Here is a 17,818-nt window from a genome sequence, read left to right as displayed (position 1 = left end):
TATCCTATTTCAATCAAAAGGGTCGTTGCGGAAGGGTTTCCTTCTGCAGCGGCCCTGCTTTTTTCCGGGCAGCCCGGAGTGTTTGCCCTCGCCGGGCGGGCCGCTTGCTCAGCGGGAGCACCGCTTTCTTTGCAAAGAAAGCGGTGGGAAAGAAAGCCCAGAGGGGGGATACCCCCCTCTGGACTCCCCCAAAGCGCATCCCGGTCTTCATTCTTCTGCGGCGGTATTTCCTTAGCCTGGCGTGGCCAATTCCAGGCTTTCCGCCTATCCGGAAAGCGTTGTACCCCGGCAATATGGGCGGCCCCCTTAAAAGGCCGCCCTTTTGGAGGGGAGTGGAGAGGGGAACGAGAAGTTCCCCTCTCCTTCTTTTCTTTCCCCCATTTCTTTTCGAGAAAAGAAATGGGGCTCCCGCCGAGCAGGCGGCCCGCGCGGCGAGCGCACCCCCGGGAGGTTCCCAGGGAAAGACTGTCCCACAAAAAAACAGGAGCACCCCGATTTGGGATGCTCCTGTCTCACATTCTGGATCAGTCGGCCAGAGCGGCGGTGATGATGGCCATGGAGTAGACCTCCTGGGCGTTGCAGCCGCGGGAGAGGTCGTTGATAGGGGCGTTCAGGCCCAGCAGGATGGGGCCGTAGGCGTCGAAGTTACCCAGACGCTGGGCAATCTTGTAGCCGATGTTGCCCGCGTTGATGTCGGGGAAGATAAAGGTGTTGGCGTGGCCGGCCACGGGAGAGTTGGGGCACTTGGTGCGGGCCACGTTGGGGGACACGGCGGCGTCAAACTGGATCTCGCCTTCCACGGGGAGCTCGGGCATGGCGGCCCGGATCTTGGCGGTGGCGTTGCGCATCTTGTCCACGTCCTCACCGGCGCCGGAGCCCAGGGTGGAGTAGGACAGCATGGCGACCTGGGGATCCACGCCGAAGATCTTGCCGCAGCGGGCGGACTCGATGGCGATCTCCACCAGCTCGTCCTCGGTGGGCTTGATGTTGATGGCGCAGTCGCCCATGACCAGCACCTCGTTGCCGCCGGTGGCGGAAGGACGGACCATGATGAAGCAGGAGGACACGATCTTGTTGCCCGGCTTGGTCTTGATGAGCTGCAGGGCAGGACGGACGGTGTCGGCGGTGGAGTAGGTGGCGCCGCCCAGCAGAGCGTCGGCCTCGCCCATCTTCACCAGCATGGTGCCGAAGTAGTTGCCGCGCTTCAGGTAGTCGCGGACCTGCTCCTCGGTCATCTTGCCCTTGCGCAGCTCCACCATCTTCTGCACCATCTCCTCCATGCGGGGATAGGTGGCGGGATCGATGATCTCGGCGCCGCGGATGTTGAAGCCGGCCTCTTCGGCGGCGGCCTTCACCTCATCCACGTTGCCCACCAGAATGGGAGTCAGCCAGGTTCCGGCCAGCAGGCGGGCGCTGGCCTCCAGGATGCGGGGGTCGGTACCCTCAGTAAAGACGATCTTCTTGGGAGACTGCTTCAGCTTTGCAATCAATTTACCGAACATAGGAAAAACCCCTTTTCTAATCGCGGTATGGTTATTGGTATGCTCATTATACACCAGTTCATAGAATAACTACAATCCTTAATTCAAAAAATTCGGTCAATTTATTGATTTACTTTTTGTATTCATCAAGCTATACTATACACGCTGTTTTTCGCGACCCCTCCGCCCGGGAGTGGGCCGTCCTTTTATCTACATTTCGTCATGAGGTGTTGTCGATATGCATTCCGATTTCTCCCGCTGCCTCTCCCTGCTCCGGCAGGAAAAGGGGATCTCCCAGCGCGCCGCGGCCAAGGATCTGGGCATCAGCCAGGCGCTCCTCTCGCACTATGAAAACGGCGTTCGGGAACCGGGTCTGGCGTTCGTCACCCGTGCCTGCGACTACTACAACGTCTCCGCCGATTTCCTGCTGGGCCGGACGCTGACCAAGGACGGCTCCACCATCGTCTCGCCGGAGGAGCTGTACGACTACTCCACCGAGAAGGACAACGTTCTCCACGGCAGCATCGTGGCCACGCTGAACAAGAAGCTGCTGGTCAACTCCATCAGCGTCCTCTTTGACCTTCTGGGCAAGACCGAGTGCAAGGGGGCCATCAAGGGGGCGGCGGATTACCTGAGCACCGCCATCTACACCCTCTTCCGACACCTCTACCGGGCCGACGGCACCCAGAACGAGGACTTCTTCGACGTGCCCCCCACGGCCTTCGCCACCGGCGTGGCTCAGGCGGACATGGTCTGCTCCCGCTGCTCCTATGTGGAGGCCCTGGAGGACCACCGCCGGGAGAAGGGCTCCTTCCCCGCCATGAACCACGACGCGCTGATGGAGAACTACCCCGGCGCGTACCAGTCCCTCCTGCAGATTGTCCACAACACCGGCGTGCGTGTGTCCAACTGCATCGAGTTCCACAAGGGCAACAAGTAAGCCCTGCCCCCATCCAACCCTGACGGAGGTGTTTTGATTGTCTGACCAGTCCAAGATTCGGAATTTCAGTATCATCGCCCACATTGACCACGGCAAATCCACCCTGTCCGACCGGCTCATCGAGAAGTGCAACGCCGTCTCCCAGCGGGAGATGGAGTCCCAGCTTCTGGACAACATGGACCTGGAGCGGGAGCGCGGCATCACCATCAAGGCCCGGGCGGTAAAGCTCAATTACAAGGCCCAGGATGGGGAGGAGTACGAGCTCAACCTCATCGACACCCCGGGCCACGTGGACTTCAACTACGAGGTCTCCCGCTCTCTGGCCGCCTGTGAGGGCGCGGTGCTGGTGGTGGACGCCGCCCAGGGCATCGAGGCCCAGACGCTGGCCAACACCTATCTGGCCCTGGAGCACGACCTGGAGATCCGCCCGGTGGTGAACAAGATCGACCTGCCCGCCGCCGACCCCCAGAAGGTCAAGCACGAGATCGAGGACGTCATCGGCCTGCCCGCCATGGACGCCCCCGAGATCTCCGCCAAGGTGGGCCTGAACATCGACGCGGTGCTGGAGGATATCGTCCAGAACATCCCCGCCCCCACCGGCGACCCCAAGGCCCCCCTGAAGGCCCTCATCTTCGACAGCCAGTACGACGCCTACCGGGGCGTCATCGTCTACTTCCGCGTGATGGAGGGCACCATCCGCACCGGCATGAAGGTGCGCATGATGGCCTCCGGCGCCGAGTACGAGGTCATTGAGTGCGGCTACCTGCGCCCCCTGGGCCTGGAGCCCACCCAGTCCCTCTCCGCCGGTGAGGTCGGCTACTTCACCGCCTCCATCAAGAATGTGAAGGACACCCGGGTGGGCGATACCATCACCGGCGTGGAGGCGCCCGCCGCCGAGCCCCTGCCCGGCTACCGCCCCGCCCAGGCCATGGTCTACTGCGGCGTGTACACCGAGGACGGCAGCAAATACCCCGACCTGCGGGACGCGCTGGAGAAGCTCCAGCTCAACGACGCGTCTCTGTCCTTTGAGCCCGAGTCCTCTGCAGCCCTGGGCTTTGGCTTCCGCTGCGGCTTTCTGGGCATGCTCCACATGGAGATCATCCAGGAGCGGCTGGAGCGGGAGTTCGACCTGGACCTGGTGACCACCCTCCCGTCGGTCATCTATGAGATCACCAAGACCGACGGCACTGTGGTCCACGTGGACAACCCCCACAACTACCCCGACCCCGCCGTCATCGAGGAGGCCCGGGAGCCCTTTGCGAAGGTCTCCATCATCGCGCCCCCCGACTATGTGGGCAATATCATGCCCATGTGCCAGGACCGCCGGGGCGAGTTCAAGGACATGCAGTATCTGGACACCAATCTGGTGGAGATCCACTACTCCATGCCTCTCAACGAGATCATCTACGACTTCTTTGACGCCCTGAAGGCCAACACCAAGGGCTACGCCTCCCTGGACTACGAGGTGGAGGGCTACCGGCCCAGCGAACTGGTGAAGGTGGACATGCTCCTCAACGGCGAGCAGGTGGATGCTCTGTCCTTCATCGCCCACAAGGAGAAGGCCTACAAGCGGGCCCGCCGCATCTGCGAGAAGCTGAAGGAGAACATCCCCCGCCAGCTCTTCGAGGTGCCGGTGCAGGCCGCCATCGGCGGCAAGGTCATCGCCCGCGAGACCGTCAAGGCGGTGCGCAAGGACGTGCTGGCTAAGTGTTACGGCGGTGACATCACCCGAAAGAAGAAGCTGCTGGAGAAGCAGAAGGAGGGCAAGAAGAAGATGCGCTCCCTGGGTTCCGTGCAGCTGCCCACCGAGGCGTTTATGGCTGTCCTCAAGCTGGACGAAGAGTAACAAGTGTTTTGTTCCGGGCAGCCCGGAACTGTTGCCCTCGCCGGGCGGGCGTCCTGCCCGGACAGGGCCCGATTTCTTTTCGCGAAAAGAAACCGGGGAAAGAAAAGGCGGAGAGGGGAACTTCTCGTTCCCCTCTCCACTCCCCTCCAAAAGGGCGGCCTTTTATGGGGCCGCCCCGAGCAGCGGGGTACAACGCTATCCGGATAGGCGGAAAGCCCGGAATTGGCCACGCCAGGCTGAGGAAATACAGCCGCAGAAGAATGAAAGCCGGGATGCGCTTTGGGGGAGTCCAGAGGGGGGTATCCCCCCTCTGGGCTTTCTTTCCCACCGCTTTCTTTGCAAAGAAAGCGGTGCTCCCGCCGAGCAGGCGGCCCGCGCGGCGAGCGCACCCCCGGGAGGTTCCCAAAAAACAGATCGACCCCCGACAGGAAATTCCTGCCGGGGGCTTTTTGCTGTCACAAACCAAGTCCGGTCTGCGTTATAAAAGGTGAAACCAGGTTTCAAACGAGAGGAAAGGAAGTGGTCTTATGGATGCCCAAGCGCTGGACGCCGCCTTCACGGCGGGGGAGGAGGACGCCCTCGCCCAGGTCATCGACCGCTACGGCCAGCCGCTGCTGCGCTACTGCCACCACATCCTGTGCGACTACCACGAGGCCCAGGACGCGGTGCAGATCACCTTCTGCAAGGCCTACACCCACCGCCGCCGCTTCCAGTCGGGCACCAACCTGTCCGCCTGGCTCTACCGCCTGGCCTACACCACCTGCGTGGACCTGCTGCGGCGGCGCAAAAAACAGCTCTTTGTCCCACCCGCCGCCCCGGCGGAGGACCCGGATTACATCGGCCCGGAGCTGCGGAAAGCCCTTCTCGCCCTGACGGCGGAGGAGCGGGCCCTGATTTTTGGCCGGGTGATGGAGGAGCGCAGCTACGAGGAGCTCTCCCAGATGCTGGGCAAGAGCGAGGCTACCTTACGCAAACGTTATGAGCGGGCCCGGGGCAAGCTGGCCCGCCTGCTCACCGAACAGGAGGGATCTTTATGAAACGAACCCCCGAGGAGGAGCGCATTTATCAGGCGCTCTCCGCCGTAGAAACACCCGAAGCCCCTCTGGAGGAGGGGGTCCGCGCCCGGCTGGAGCGCCGGGAGCGGCACAACCGGCCCTATTTCCGCATGGCCGTGGCGGCGGCCTGCCTGGTGGTCATGCTGGGCGCGGTGGTGGGGGCTGCCGGGCTCAGCGACGCCTGGCGGTACTTCTTCCCCGGCGTGCCGGAAAACGCCGTCACCGAGCTGAATGTCTCCCAGACCCATGGGGACTACACCCTCACCGTGGAGGACGCGGTGGCCGATGACGCCGGCCTGATGCTCCTCCTGTCCCTCACCCGGACCGACGGGGCGGAGATCGACCCGGACCTGCGCATGTATTTCGGCGACATGAGGCTGGAGAGCACCCTGAGCCTGGACGGGAAACAGGTCCTCACCACCAGCGGCGGCTACGGCATGGGCGGCAGGAGGCTGTCCGGCGACGGCAAGACCCTATATTTTGTGGAGGATCAGTCGATTCACGATGTGGATTCCCTGGCTGGCCGAACCCTCACCTATGAAGTGCCCGCGCTGGGCAAGTGGTATGAGGTAGAGACGGCCACCCTGTCTCTGGAGACGCTGGCGGAGCGGGAGATCCCCACCTATGCCCGTGATCCAGAGGCCGATCCTCCCACCCGGATGGGCCGCCTCCTGGCGGAACAGGACTGTGACCTGCCCATCCCCGCCGTGGAGGGCTTTTCCGGCGCAGCGGTGCGGGGCGCCCTGATGACCGAAGACGGCCTGTCCATCGCGGTGGAGAGCATCCATGGGGTGCGGGACCTGACCGACTGCATCGGCGTGGAAGCCGGCGCGCTCATCGACACCCGAACGGGGGCGCGCTATGAGGCGGTCAGCAGCACCACGGCCTATCTCCCCGACGGGACCGAGGTCTGGGTCACGTCGTTCCGGGATTGCCCCCTGACGGCGGAGGACCTGCCCTGGCTGGAGCTGGAGGCGGAGTATCAGATCGCCCAGCTGGTCACCACGGAGCCCTTTGAGCTGTCCTTCCAGGTGGACACCAGCGCCGCAGTTACCCTTCCCCTGGAGCCCATCCAGGCGGAGGGCAAGACCCTCCTGCTGCGGGAGCTGCGCCTCTCGGCCCGGGAGATCGCCCTGGAGCTGGAGTTGGATGAGGCCTACGACGCCTCGCTGAGGGTGCCCCTCACCATCACCCTGACTGACGGCACCGTGCTGGAGCCCTGGAACTATGGCGGCCACCAGAGCGAGGACGCCTGTACACTGGAATACACCCTTCTCACCGAGGACGGCGCGCCCTGTCTCCTGGACACCAGCCAGGTGGCCTCGGTGACCATTGGGGACGTGACCTTCGACCTGCCGTAACCATTGGAATCCTTTTCAAAGAAACGAGGAGCGCCCCCCGGATTTGGGGGGCGCTCCTCATGCTGCAAGAAGGAGGAAACCAAATTTACTTGGTGGTGATGTTCAGCGCGCCGTCAGCCACAGCGGTGACACCCAGCAGGGTCTGCACCGCGTCGGCGGACAGGTAGTAGTTGCCGGCGGCCAGGGCGGCGTCGGCCTCCACAGCGGAGCCGTCCACCTGAGCGGTGAGGGTGGCTGCGGCGGCGTCGCTGCCGGTGTAGGCGGTCAGAGCGGAGCCGGTGTAGGCGGTGCCGGTGGTGATGACCACCTGGCCGTCCCAGCCCACCTCGAACTGAGCGTCGGTGCCGGCCAGAGCCACGGCCAGATCACGCAGGCCGTAGTAGGTCACATCGCCCACGGTGACAGTGGCGACGGCCTTGGGGGCGCCGTCCACCAGGACGGAGGCGTTCTCCTTGGCCTGAGCGACCAGGGCGTCATAGTCGGCCAGGTTGTAGCTCTCAGCGTAGGGGGTGTCCAGCAGACCGGCGTTGATGTAGCCGATGAGCTCAGCGCGGCGGGGATCATCCTCGTTCAGGTCCACGCCCACGATCTTCCAGTTGTTGTCCACGGTGGGGGCCACAGGGGAGTGCTCGGCGAAGTAGGCCACGATCATGTCGCGGATGGAGTTGGAGGACTCCCACTCCTTGGTGCCGGAGATCAGGTTCTGGCCCTTCAGGGCGGAGGAGTAGCGGTAGTTGTTCACAGCCAGGGTGAGGGTCTGGTCGTCCTGCAGGGGCTCGCCCTTGAACATGACGTTCTTGATGCGCTGGCCCTTGGGCTGGGACAGGTCGATCTCGTAGTCCACGCCAGCGAACATGTCATAGAGGTAGTCGGGGTACTCGGGGTCGAAGGAGATGTTGATGTCGCCCTCCTCCCACTGGTTGTAGCACTCAGCGGACCACTCCATGTAGGCCTTCAGCTCGGCGCCGGTGACCTCCACGCGGTAGAGGGTGTTGTCGAACTTGTAGATGTCGAAGATGTTGCCGTAGTTGATGTCGCCCGCGGGCAGATCGCTGGTGTTCTTGAAGAGAGCGGCGGCGGAGACGTCGGCGCCGGAATTTTCAAGCTGGATCTGGTTGATGAGGTCCATAACGGCGGTGTCCATCAGACGGCCGGCGGGAATGCCCTTGATCTCATCCTCGGGCTGGAACTTGGCGGTGGTGGTGCCCAGCGGGGGCAGGGGCTCGCCGCTCTCGTCGGTGCCGCCGGCGATGTAGTCGATGGTCTTCTGATGGGCCTCAGCCACCAGGGGGATCTCCCGGATCTCCTGGCTGGGGGTCACGTCGGTCATGTCCACGATCTCCACCGTGGCGTCGACCACGTTGTTGTCCTTGTCCAGGGTCAGATCGAAGCGGGCGATGTCACGGCCGCCGTTGCGCACGCCGCCGATGACGGTGTTGCCCTGCTTGTCGTTGACCACCACGTGGTTGTGGGCCACCTGGAGCACGTCGATCTCGGGGTTGTCGTCCAGGATCTTCTGAGCGGAATCAGAGCCGCCCTCCTCGTCGAACTCGGCGTACATGCCCATGTGGGCGGAGACCACGATCACGTCGGCCTGATCGCCGATCTCGTCGATGGCCTTGCCCACGGCCTCGTTGGCGGCCTCAAAGGTGGCCTCCTCGATGCCCTCCTTGCCGCCGTCCCAGATGGGCACGTCGGGGGTGACGACGCCGATGATGGCCACATTCACGCCGTCCTTCTCCACGATGGTCCAGCCGGCGCCGGTGACGTAGTTGCCCTCAGCGTCGGTGACATTGGCGGCCAGCACGGGGAAGTCGGCCTGGCCCAGGATGGTCTGCATGGTGGAGATGCCCCAGTTGAACTCGTGGTTGCCCAGAGTCATGGCGTCATAGCCCATGTAGTTCATGGCGGTGATGACGGGATGGGCCTCCTCGGGGGTCTTGTTGTACAGGTCGTCGGTCATGATGGTGCCCTGGATGTCATCACCGGCGTCGATGAGGATGGTGTTGGGGTTTTCCGCGCGCACCTGCTGGATGTAGGTGTACAGGCGGGCCATACCGTTGTTGGTGGTCTCGGTGTTGTCCTCGTAGGAGTAGCCCCAGATATTGCCGTGCATATCCGAGGTACCCAGGATGGTGATGTGCTTCTCACCGGTCTCAGCGGCCAGAGCGGCGGGGACCAGAGAGACCAGCATGGCGGCGGTCATCACGCCGGCCAGCAGGGTACGCAGGTTCTTCCGTTTCATTCCATTCACTCCTTTTCGTTGTGCGGAGAGGGGAGACAGAGTGTCTCCCCAAGGTGTACTCAATAGAATACCACAGAATGACGAAAAAGTATAGAAAAAACCGATAAAAATAAAATGTTTTTTACAAAAATGATACACGGGACCCAGAAGTTAGGAGCGCTGTCACACTCTGGTCAGTTCCCCTCATAGAGGACTTTCACCGCGTCGGAGATGCGGCAGATGGCAGGGAGGACGGACTCCACGCCGTAGTGCCGGTTCTCCATAAAGGCGTGGTAGGAGCCGTAGATGCAGTAGCTGAGCATGATGTTCTTGTCCCGGTCGTCCCGCCACTGGGGATATTTCTCATACAAACTCTGGCGGATGCTGTGGTCGATGCGCTGGACCAGATGGGGGCGCTGTTCGCCGGAAAAGACCACGTCGATGCGGTCCTTCTGGGCGAGGTAGGCGCAGGTCAGCTCCCGGATGGCCTGAGAGGGCTGGAAGATGAGGTTTTCCGGATTCTCGATGCGGTCGATGACCGAGGAGACGATCTCCTGCTCCACGGTGTCCGACAGGTGGTAGATGTCGTGGAAGTGGAGGTAGAAGGTGGCCTTGTTGATCTCGGCCCGGGCGGCCAGATCCTTGATGGTGATGCGCTCCAGGGGTTTTTGGGCGCGCAGCTCCAGAAAAGCGGCCGTGATGTGGCGGCGGGTACGGGCAACACGCAGGTCCATGGTAAGCTCCTTTCTCAACCAATCTCTAAAATAATCGTATATTTGCCGCAGGGCGAAAACTGACGGTGGGAGAAGAAATTTGAGAACTTATAATATATCATATACGAGACGGATAAACGACGCAAGTTGATTTTTCGAGAGGCGATGAAGCGCATGGATCTGTATGGCTTTTACACCGGGAGCTGTTTCGACGCCTACACCTTTTTGGGCGCCCGGCTGACGGGGGAGGGGGCGGTGTTCCGCACCTTCGCCCCGGCGGCCCGGAAGGTGTCCCTCATCGGGGCGTTCCGGAACTGGGAGGAGATCCCCATGGAGCGGGAGTGGGACGGGAATTTCTGGTCCTGCACCGTGCCGGAGGCCCGGGCGGGCATGGGCTACAAATTCCGCATCTACCAGGGGGACGGCAAGGTGCTGGACCACTGCGACCCCTATGGGTACTGGATGGAGCTGCGGCCCCACACCGCCTCCATCCTGTGGGACGTGGACGGGTACGAATTCCACGATGAGGACTGGATGGCCCACCGTAGAGCGGGGCTGGACCGGCCGGTGAACCTCTACGAGCTCCACGCCGGGGCCTGGCAGAAGCCGGGGCCGGGACCGGCGGACTGGTACGACTATGAGGACCTGGCCCGGCGGCTCATCCCCTATTTGCAGGAGAACGGCTACACCCACGTGGAGCTGATGCCCCTGAGCGAGCACCCCAGCGACTCCTCCTGGGGCTATCAGAACACCGGGTTCTTCAGCCCCACCTCCCGCTATGGGACCCCGGATCAGCTCAAGGCCTTCGTGGACTGGTGCCACCAGGGGGGCATCGGGGTGGTGCTGGACTTCGTGCCGGTCCACTTCGCCGTGGACGACTACGCCCTGTGGAACTACGACGGCACCGCCCTCTATGAGTACCCCCACCGGGATGTGGGGGTGAGCGAGTGGGGGAGCTGCAACTTCATGCACTCCCGGGGCGAGGTGCGCAGCTTTTTGCAGTCGGCCGCCCACTTCTGGCTGGAGAAATACCACTTCGACGGCCTGCGGATGGATGCGGTGCGCAACCTCATCTACTGGCAGGGGGACCCGGCCCGGGGGGAGAACGCCGGGGGCATCTCCTTCCTGCGGGAGATGAACCGGGGCCTGCGGGAGCGCCACCCCGACGTGTTCCTGGCCGCCGAGGACTCCTCCGCCCACGGCGGCGTCACCGCCCCGCCGGAGATGGGAGGCATGGGCTTCCACTACAAGTGGGACATGGGCTGGATGAACGACACCCTGGCCTATTTCGCCCTCCCGCCGGAGGAGCGGGGGAAGCACCGGGGGAAGCTCACCTTCTCCATGCACTACTTCTCCGACGAGCGGTATCTGCTGCCCCTCTCCCACGACGAAGTGGTCCACGGCAAGGGCTCCATGCTGCAAAAGATGCCGGGGACGGAGGGGGAGAAGCTGGACCAGCTGCGGGCCCTCTACCTCTACATGTACACTCACCCGGGGAAAAAGCTGGATTTCATGGGCAACGACCTGGCCCAGCCCCACGAGTGGGGGGAGGACCGGGCGCTGGAGTGGGCCATACTGGAGGACCCGCATCACGGGGCCTACCACCGCTTCCGCCGGGATCTGAACTTGGTTTACCGGAGCTGGGAGCCCCTGTGGGGCTGGGACTACCGGCCGGAGGGGTTTTCCTGGGCGGAGACCGATCCGGACCGGGAGGACGTGTTTGCCTTCTGGCGGAAGGGGGAGACGGGGGCCATGCTGGCCCTGTGCCGCTTCTCCGCTGGGGAGGAGGTCCCCTGCACCATCCCCCTGCCGGAGGGAAGCGCCGGACTGGAGCTGGTCATCGCCAGCGACTGGGACTTTTACGGCGGGGCCACGCCCTCGGAGGAGCGGGTGTTCCCGGCCAAAGACGGCGCCGTGACGGTGACGCTGCCCCCCTGCGCCGCTCGGTGCTACCGACTGCTCAAAGAGTAAAAAAAGGCCGCGCTCTCACTGGAGAGCGCGGCCTTTTTTGGATTTAAAAGGGCTCACAGCAGCGCGGAGAGCTGCTGGGCCAGAACCGCCACCAGGGGCAGCGTCACCACCGACAGCAGGGTGGACAGGCTCACCAGCTGCGCGGCGGCGGCGGTGTCCTGCCCGAAGCGCTGGGCAAACATGGAGGTGAGGCCGGCAGAGGGGGCGCCGGACAGGATGACCATGGTGCAGTAGAGCAGCGGGTCCAGATGAAAGGGCAGAAGGACCAGCGCGGTGAACAGCGGCATGGCCACCAGGCGGATGGCGGAGGCCAGGAAGAGTTTTCCCTGACGCAGGATGGCGGCCAGGTCCACCGAAGCCATCTGGGCTCCGATGACCACCATGGCCAGCGGGGTGTTCAGATCGGCCAGAAAGCCCACGGCGGTCTGAACGCTGCCGGGCAGGCGGGTCCCGGTCAGCAGAAAGGGCAGGCCCAGGACCAGGGACACGGTGCCCGGATTGATGAGGGCGCTGCGGGGGGAGAGGGCGCGCTTGCCGCCCATGACCAGCACGCCGTGGATCCAGGAGTAGACGTTAAAGACCACCAGCGTGATGACCGCGTAGATCAGCGCTTGACTGCCCAGGACCGCCTCGGCCAGGGGCAGGCCCATGAAGCCCACGTTGCCGTAGACACAGCCGAAGCGGAGGGAGGTCTGGGTGGGGCCGTCCACCCGGCGGAAAAAGGGGAGGACCGCCGCGCTGAAGCAGAGGTAGAGGGCCAGAGTGAGGACCAGCGCCTCGCCCAGGCGGGGGAGCAGGGAGGGGTCCACGTCAGCCTGCATGGTCTCCAGCACCACGCAGGGGGCCACGATGTACAGCAGCAGGAAAGTGAACTGGGAGATCGCCTCCCCGCCCACCTTCCCCAGGCGGCCCAGAACGAAGCCCACTCCCATCAGCAGAAAAAGCGTGATGACCTGGGCGAGTACAGTGAGAAAATAGTCCAGCATAGGGTTTGTAACACTTCCTGTTGTATGCGCGTGGGAAAATCAGCGCTGGTATTCGAATTCCAGGTTGTAGAGGGACACGGTATCGCCGTCCTGGACGCCCATCTCCTCCAGCCGGTCGTAGAGGCCGGACTGCCGGAGCATCTTGTCGAACCAGCTGCGGGACTCGAAGTCGCCGAAGTTGGTGTTGGCCATGAGCCGCTGGAGCCAGGGGCCCTCCACGATCCAGGTGTCATCCTCGTGGCGAATGTCCAGGGGGGCGCTGGTGTCGATCTGGGCGGGACGCTCCACATAGGTGGGCTCGTACACGGTGATGGGGGGCAGGTGCTCCAGCTCCCGGGCGGCGGAGAGCATCAGCTCCCGGGTGCCCTGGTGGGCAGCGGCGGAGATCTCATAGAAGGGCATGCCCAGGGCCTCCACGTGGGCCTTGAGGGCCTCCAGCGCGGTGCGGTCGGCGGCGATGTCCACCTTGTTGCCCGCCACGATCATGCGGCGGGAGGCCAGCGCGGGGGAGTACTCCTTCAGCTCGGCCTGGATGGCCTCGAAGTCCTCCACGGGGTCCCGGCCCTCGCAGCCCGACACGTCCACCACATGGATCAGGAGGCGGCAGCGGTCGATGTGCCGCAGGAAGTCGTGGCCCAGACCGGCGCCCTCGCTGGCGCCCCCGATGATGCCGGGGATGTCGGCCAGGACGAAGGACACGCCCTCGTCCACATACACCACGCCCAGGTTGGGGAAAAGGGTGGTGAAGTGGTAGTTGGCGATCTTGGGCTGGGCCTTGGACACCACGCTCAGCAGGGTGGACTTGCCCACGTTGGGGAAGCCCACCAGGCCCACGTCGGCCAGCAGCTTCAGCTCCAGGATGACCTCCCGAGTGCGGCCGGGCAGACCGGCCTTGGCGAAGCTGGGCACCTGGCGGGTGGGGGTGGCGAAGTGCTTGTTGCCCCAGCCGCCGTTGCCGCCCCGGCAGAGGACGTAGGGCTCGTCGCCGGACATGTCGCAGATGATCTCATTGGTCTCGGCGTCGCGGACCACGGTGCCCAGGGGGACCTTGATGACGCAGTCGGCGCCGTCCTTGCCGGTGCAGCGCTTGCCTGAGCCGTCCATGCCGTTGCCGGCGGTGTACTTGCGCTTGTAGCGGAAGTCCATCAGGGTGGACATGTGCCGGTCCACCATCAGGATCACGTCGCCGCCCCGGCCGCCGTCGCCGCCGTCGGGCCCGCCGGCGGCCACGTACTTCTCCCGGTGGAAGGCCACCGCGCCGTTGCCGCCGTCCCCCGAGCGGACGGTGATCTTGGCCGTGTCGATGAATTGTGCCATAAAAACCTCCTTTGTGCAGGCGAAAGGAGTGGCGGTGGAGACCATGTCTCCATCGCCACCTTATTTTGTCCCATATTGCGTATGTTACCACAAATATATCATGTTTTTTCCCCTGTGACAAGAGAAAAACTGCCACATTCCGGCCTTCCGGGACCCCGCCTTTCCGGCGTTCCCGCTAGGGCTGCTCCGGGGGCTGGTCGGAGCACAGGGGGAGGGAGATGACGAAGCTGGTGAAGCGGCCGTTGGACTCGGCCCGGATGGTGCCGCCGTGGCGCTCCACGATCTCCTTGGCGATGGCCAGGCCCAGGCCCGCCCCGCCGGTGCGGGAGGAGCGGGCGGTGTCCAGGCGGTAGAACTTTTCGAAGATGTGGGCCAGCTCCCCCTCGGGGATCTCCAGGCCCTCGTTGGAGATGACCACCTCGGCCCGGTCGCCCTCCCGCTGGGCGGAGACGTGGACCACGCCGCCGGCGGTGCTGTAATGGTAGGCGTTCCGGAGGACGTTGTCGAACACCCGGGCCAGCTTGTCCGGGTCCCCCTGCACCATCAGATGGGGCTCCAGCCGCGTCTCACAGGTCAGGTCCCGCTCGGCGAAGATGGGGTAAAACTCGTCGGAGAGCTGCTCCAGCAGCACGGTGAGCTGGATGGGTACCATCCCCGCCGGGATGCGGTCCAGGTCCATGCGGGTGATGTCGAAGAATTCCCCCAGCAGCTCCTCCAGCCGCCGGGCCTTGTCCAGGGCCACGCCGGTGAATTTGGTGCGCTGCTCTTCGGTGAGATTGGGCTCGTCGTGGAGGAGGGTCAGGTACCCCACCACCGAGGTGAGAGGGGTCTTGAGGTCGTGGGCCAGGAAGGCGGTCAGGTCCCGCTGCCGCCGCTCGTTCTCCTTGGCCAGGGCCTCCTTGGCCAGCAGCTGCCGCCGGATCACGTTCAGATCCTGCTCCAGGGGCTGGAGCTCCTTGGGGAGGCGGATCTCCTCCACGGCGGTGTCGGTGAGGGAGTGGGTGGCCCAGCGGATCTCCTCCAGCCAGGTGGTGAAGCGCCCGATGGCCACGTAGAAGGCCAGGATCATCAGCACCACCAGACCCAGGATGATGAACTCCACCTTGTTGGCCCGGATGTACTGGCCATAGGCCTGCTCGGCCGTCTCGGTGCTCTGGCCGAAGAGGTGGGTGGCCACCCACACGAAGAGGCGGGGGATGGGGTCCTGGAGCACCCCGTCCACCACCACCTCCAGCAGGAACAGGGCCAGCGCGCAGGCCACCAGGGCCCCGATGACCACCAGCAGGAGCATCTTGAGCTTCAGGCGGGTATAGCGTTTTTCGTACATGTGGGGACCTCCTCCCGGCGGGAACGTCTGAGTTCCATTATAGAGCTGCCCGCTCCGCCTGGCAAGGCCGGCGGGAGGCGCATAACCGCGTTATGTGAGGGAAAGTCCCGCCTTTCAGCACCTGCGGGCCTTTACTTCTCACTTTCCAATGTGATACAATAGCACTCAGTCAATGGAAAAGGAGGGACGGAGATGGAGGAAATTCAGGAGTTGCGCCAGCGGCTGAGCGAGCAGCGTCCGGTGGAGTGGGAGTCCTTCCCCGACATCGGGCTGTATATGGATCAGATCATCTCTTATATGCCCCGTCAGCTCATCCACTATGGGGAGGGGGACCTGCTCACCTCCGCCATGGTCAACAACTACATCAAGGACGGGCTCCTGCCCCGGGCGGAGGGAAAGCGGTACTCCCGCATCCATCTGGCCTATCTCACCGCCATCTGCGTGCTCAAGCAGGTGCTCTCCGTGAAGGAGGCCAAGCGCCTCATCGCCACGGGCACCAAGCGCAAGCGGGACACCGCGGAGCTGTACGCCTATTTCTGCCGGCAGCTGTCCGACGCCCTCACCGAGACGGCCCAGAGCCTGCCGGAGGACTGCGAGAAGGAGGACCTGCCCCGTCTGGCGCTGAACCTGGCCCTGCGCAGCTACGCCGACCGTCTGGCCTGCCAGCGCATTCTGGACATCCTGGCCGAGCAGGACCCCGGGGAAAAGCAGCCCCGCAAGCGCGAGAAAAACAACTGATCTGTCAGGAGGGATTTTCCCATGAGCGAATATGTCATTCTCACCGATTCTTCGGCGGACCTCACCGACGCCCTGGTCAAGGAGCTGGAGCTGGAGGTGCTCCCCCTCACCTTTACCATGGAGGGGAAGAACTACCACGACTACCCGGACCGCCGGGAGATGCCGGTGAAGGACCTGTACGCCGCCCTGCGGGGGGGCAAGCTGGTCACCACCTCGGCGGTGAATGTGTCCGAGTACACCGAGATGCTGGAGCCCCTGCTCCAGGCGGGCAAGGACGTGCTGGTCCTGGCCTTCTCCTCGGGCCTGTCCACCACCTATAACTCCTCCCGCCTGGCGGTGGAGGAGCTGCGGGAGAAGTACCCCGAGCGCAAACTCTACACCGTGGACACCCTCTGCGCCTCCCTGGGCCAGGGCCTGCTGGTGTGGTACGCCGCCCGGATGCGCCAGGCGGGCAAGACCATCGAGGAGGTCCGGGACTGGACCGAGGCCAACAAGCTCAACCTCTGCCACTGGTTCACCGTGGACGACCTCCACTTCCTCAAGCGGGGCGGCCGTATCTCGGCGGCCACCGCCGTGGTGGGCACCATGCTCCAGATCAAGCCGGTGCTCCACGTGGACAATGAGGGACACCTCATCAACATGGCCAAGGCCCGGGGCCGCAAGGCCTCTCTGACCGCTCTGGTGGACCATATGGCGGAGACCGCCATCGACCCGGAGCACCAGACCATCTTCATCAGCCACGGCGACTGCATCGAGGACGCCGAGTTCGTGGCCGGCGAGGTGTCCCGCCGCTTCGGCATCCCCCGGGAGAAGATCATCCTCAACGAGGTGGGCCCCGTCATCGGCGCCCACTCCGGCCCGGGCACCCTGGCCCTCTTCTTCGTGGGAAAGGAGCGGTAAGATGGAAGACCTGAAGTGGCTGGAGGTGGCGGTGGAGACCACCGCCGCCGACCTGGAAAACGTGGCCGCCCGGCTGACCATGAACGGCGTCAACGGCCTGGTGCTGGAGGAGGAGGGGGAGTTCCTCCGCTTCCTGGAGGAGAACCGGCAGTACTGGGACTATGTGGACGACGAGCTTCTGGAGCGGATGAAGGGCGTGAGCCGGGTGAAGTTCTACGTCACCGACGACGCCGACGGCCGCGCCCAGCTGGAACAGTGGATGCGCGGCATCGACCTCCCTTACACCACGGCGGTGCTGGGGGAGAACGACTGGGCCCACTCCTGGCAGAAGTACTATAAGCCCATGGAGATCGGCAAGCGCCTCTACATCGTTCCCGAGTGGGAGAAGGACACCACCCCCGTGCCCGAGGGGCGCACCGCCCTCTATCTGAACCCCGGCCTCACCTTCGGCACCGGCTCCCACGCCTCCACCCAGCTGTGTCTGGCGGGGGTGGAGGAGCACACCACCCCCGGCTGCCGGGTGCTGGATCTGGGCTGCGGCAGCGGCATCCTCTCCATCGCCGCCCTGCGCCTGGGCGCGGCGGAGGCCGTGGCCGTGGACATCGACCCCAAGGCCGTGGGCGTGGCCTATGAAAACGCCGCCATGAACGACATCGGCAAGGACCGCTACCGGGTCCTGGCCGGGGACGTGCTCTCCGACCGGAAGCTGGTGGACGAGCTGGCGGAAAAACCCTATGAGCTGGTGCTGGCCAACATCGTGGCCGACGTCATCATCCCCCTCTCCCGGGAGGTCCGCCGCTTCCTGACCCCCGGCGGAGTGTTCCTCTGCTCCGGCATCATCGACACCCGGGCCGAGGAGGTCGTGGCCGCCCTTCAGCGCAACGGCCTCACCCTCATCGGACGCTGGGAGCGCAAGGGCTGGGTGGCCCTGGCAGCCCGTTAAACAGCAGCAGCGCGCG

General features: G+C 64.2%; 14 protein-coding genes. 8 read left to right on the top strand and 6 right to left on the bottom strand.

The annotated features are described in order from the left end of the window. Positions 1-524: 524 nt before the first annotated feature. Positions 525-1,502, bottom strand: coding sequence for a phosphate acetyltransferase (gene pta / locus B5G43_RS11955; RefSeq protein ID WP_087261679.1), 978 nt, complete (start codon positions 1,500-1,502; stop codon positions 525-527). Between the two features lie 217 nt (positions 1,503-1,719). Between pta and B5G43_RS11950 the strand changes: the two genes are divergently transcribed. The 4 genes from B5G43_RS11950 (at position 1,720) to B5G43_RS11935 (ending at position 6,683) form a co-directional block, all read left to right on the top strand. Beyond that, positions 1,720-2,421 carry a helix-turn-helix transcriptional regulator gene (locus B5G43_RS11950; protein ID WP_087261677.1) on the top strand — a complete coding sequence of 234 codons (702 nt, stop codon included), beginning with the start codon at positions 1,720-1,722 and terminating at the stop codon, positions 2,419-2,421. A gap of 37 nt (positions 2,422-2,458) precedes the next feature. Beyond that, positions 2,459-4,267 (top strand): translation elongation factor 4, encoded by a 1,809-nt coding sequence (gene lepA / locus B5G43_RS11945; protein ID WP_087261675.1) that lies wholly within the window; start codon positions 2,459-2,461, stop codon positions 4,265-4,267. Between the two features lie 527 nt (positions 4,268-4,794). Continuing rightward, on the top strand, positions 4,795-5,304 hold the full coding sequence (locus tag B5G43_RS11940) for an RNA polymerase sigma factor (RefSeq protein ID WP_087261674.1): 510 nt from the start codon (positions 4,795-4,797) through the stop codon (positions 5,302-5,304). Continuing rightward, entirely contained in the window at positions 5,301-6,683 is a 1,383-nt protein-coding gene (locus B5G43_RS11935) for a DUF4179 domain-containing protein (RefSeq protein ID WP_087261672.1), read from the top strand. Before B5G43_RS11940 ends, B5G43_RS11935 begins: the two co-directional genes overlap by 4 nt. Before the next feature lie 85 nt (positions 6,684-6,768). Here B5G43_RS11935 and B5G43_RS11930 read toward each other — a convergent pair whose 3' ends face one another. Beyond that, complete coding sequence (locus B5G43_RS11930; protein ID WP_087261670.1) at positions 6,769-8,928, bottom strand: 5'-nucleotidase C-terminal domain-containing protein; 2,160 nt, start codon at positions 8,926-8,928, stop codon at positions 6,769-6,771. 173 nt (positions 8,929-9,101) lie between these two features. Then, a complete protein-coding gene (locus B5G43_RS11925) occupies positions 9,102-9,641 on the bottom strand; it encodes a TetR/AcrR family transcriptional regulator (RefSeq protein ID WP_087261668.1) in 540 nt (179 codons plus the stop codon). A 153-nt stretch (positions 9,642-9,794) separates the two neighbouring features. Here B5G43_RS11925 and glgB point away from each other — a divergent pair, with 153 nt between their 5' ends. Continuing rightward, positions 9,795-11,591 (top strand): 1,4-alpha-glucan branching protein GlgB, encoded by a 1,797-nt coding sequence (gene glgB, locus B5G43_RS11920; protein ID WP_087261709.1) that lies wholly within the window; start codon positions 9,795-9,797, stop codon positions 11,589-11,591. A gap of 53 nt (positions 11,592-11,644) precedes the next feature. Here the strand turns inward: glgB and B5G43_RS11915 are convergent, their stop codons facing one another. The 3 genes from B5G43_RS11915 to B5G43_RS11905 form a co-directional block, all read right to left on the bottom strand. Further along, positions 11,645-12,577 carry an AEC family transporter gene (locus B5G43_RS11915; protein ID WP_087261666.1) on the bottom strand — a complete coding sequence of 311 codons (933 nt, stop codon included), beginning with the start codon at positions 12,575-12,577 and terminating at the stop codon, positions 11,645-11,647. Between the two features lie 39 nt (positions 12,578-12,616). Then, positions 12,617-13,894, bottom strand: coding sequence for a GTPase ObgE (gene obgE, locus B5G43_RS11910; protein ID WP_087261664.1), 1,278 nt, complete (start codon positions 13,892-13,894; stop codon positions 12,617-12,619). 175 nt (positions 13,895-14,069) lie between these two features. Then, positions 14,070-15,221: a HAMP domain-containing sensor histidine kinase gene (locus B5G43_RS11905; protein WP_242960553.1), complete on the bottom strand. Its 1,152-nt coding sequence runs from the start codon at positions 15,219-15,221 to the stop codon at positions 14,070-14,072. Between the two features lie 192 nt (positions 15,222-15,413). Here B5G43_RS11905 and B5G43_RS11900 point away from each other — a divergent pair, with 192 nt between their 5' ends. Genes B5G43_RS11900 through prmA form a run of 3 tightly spaced genes read left to right on the top strand, consistent with a single transcriptional unit; the run spans position 15,414 to position 17,802 of the window. Continuing rightward, positions 15,414-15,959 (top strand): DUF1836 domain-containing protein, encoded by a 546-nt coding sequence (locus tag B5G43_RS11900; protein ID WP_087261662.1) that lies wholly within the window; start codon positions 15,414-15,416, stop codon positions 15,957-15,959. Between the two features lie 21 nt (positions 15,960-15,980). After that, entirely contained in the window at positions 15,981-16,859 is an 879-nt protein-coding gene (locus B5G43_RS11895) for a DegV family protein (RefSeq protein ID WP_087261660.1), read from the top strand. 1 nt (position 16,860) lies between these two features. Continuing rightward, positions 16,861-17,802: a 50S ribosomal protein L11 methyltransferase gene (gene prmA / locus B5G43_RS11890; RefSeq protein ID WP_087261658.1), complete on the top strand. Its 942-nt coding sequence runs from the start codon at positions 16,861-16,863 to the stop codon at positions 17,800-17,802. The last annotated feature ends 16 nt before the right edge of the window (positions 17,803-17,818 follow it).

Origin of the sequence: Flavonifractor sp. An92 (genome assembly GCF_002159175.1) — a bacterium.
Classification (GTDB): Bacteria; Bacillota; Clostridia; order Oscillospirales; family Oscillospiraceae; genus Pseudoflavonifractor_A.
The sequence above is the reverse complement of the archived record's forward strand: the minus strand, read 5'-3'. Positions and strand labels throughout refer to the sequence as shown.